1 pseudogene is annotated in these 738 nt (G+C 62.5%); it reads left to right on the top strand.

The window, feature by feature from the left end:
• Positions 1-342 precede the first annotated feature (342 nt).
• A pseudogene (locus tag ABD345_RS40010) lies at positions 343-738 on the top strand (sugar ABC transporter permease); the annotation flags it as partial.

The following is a 738-nucleotide window of genomic DNA, read 5'->3' as shown; positions in this document are numbered from 1 at the left end:
CGACACCCCGGCCAGCTGCGCCAGCTGATGGATCGTCGCCGGTTTCTTCGGCTCCACCGTCCCCGCCTCCCCAACTGAACGCCCGGCTGTTCGCCGGCGGCGCCACACACGTTAGCCGATCCCGCGGCGTCTACAACGTTTGAACCGACGGTGTCCGATACCGGCCCGAAGGGTTGACACCCTCACGCGGCTGCGGTTAGCTACCGGATCAGAAGTGGATCGATCACATTTTATTGATTGACCCCGGGAGCGCCTATGAGCGATGCCGCCCGCAGCCGAAAACTTTCTTTCCGCGAGCGATTACGACGGGATTATCCAGTCCTCCTGCTGGCCATTCCCGGAATGCTGGTCATTTTCGCCTTCCAGTACTACCCGCTGTGGGGCAACGTCATTGCCTTCCAGGACTACCAGCCGTACCTGGGCGTCGGGCAGAGCCTGTGGTCGGGCGTCGAGAACTTCTCCATCGTCTTCAACGGCGACCCCGAGTTCCTCAACGCGGTCAAGAACACGCTGGTCCTCACCCTGATCCAGACCGTCATCGTCTTCCCGGCGCCGATCGTGGTCGCGCTGGTCCTGCACAGCCTGCTGTCGAACAAGCTCCGGCAGATCGTCCAGACGATCATCTACGTCCCGCACTTCATGTCCTGGGTGATCGTGGTCGCCGTCTTCCAGCAGGTGCTCGGCGGCACCGGCATGATCAACAACTGGTTGCGGGCCCACGGCTACGACCCGCTGAAC

It is taken from the genome of Kitasatospora saccharophila (genome assembly GCF_039529925.1).
Taxonomy (GTDB): Bacteria; Actinomycetota; Actinomycetes; order Streptomycetales; family Streptomycetaceae; genus Kitasatospora; species Kitasatospora saccharophila.
The sequence above is the reverse complement of the archived record's forward strand: the minus strand, read 5'-3'. Positions and strand labels throughout refer to the sequence as shown.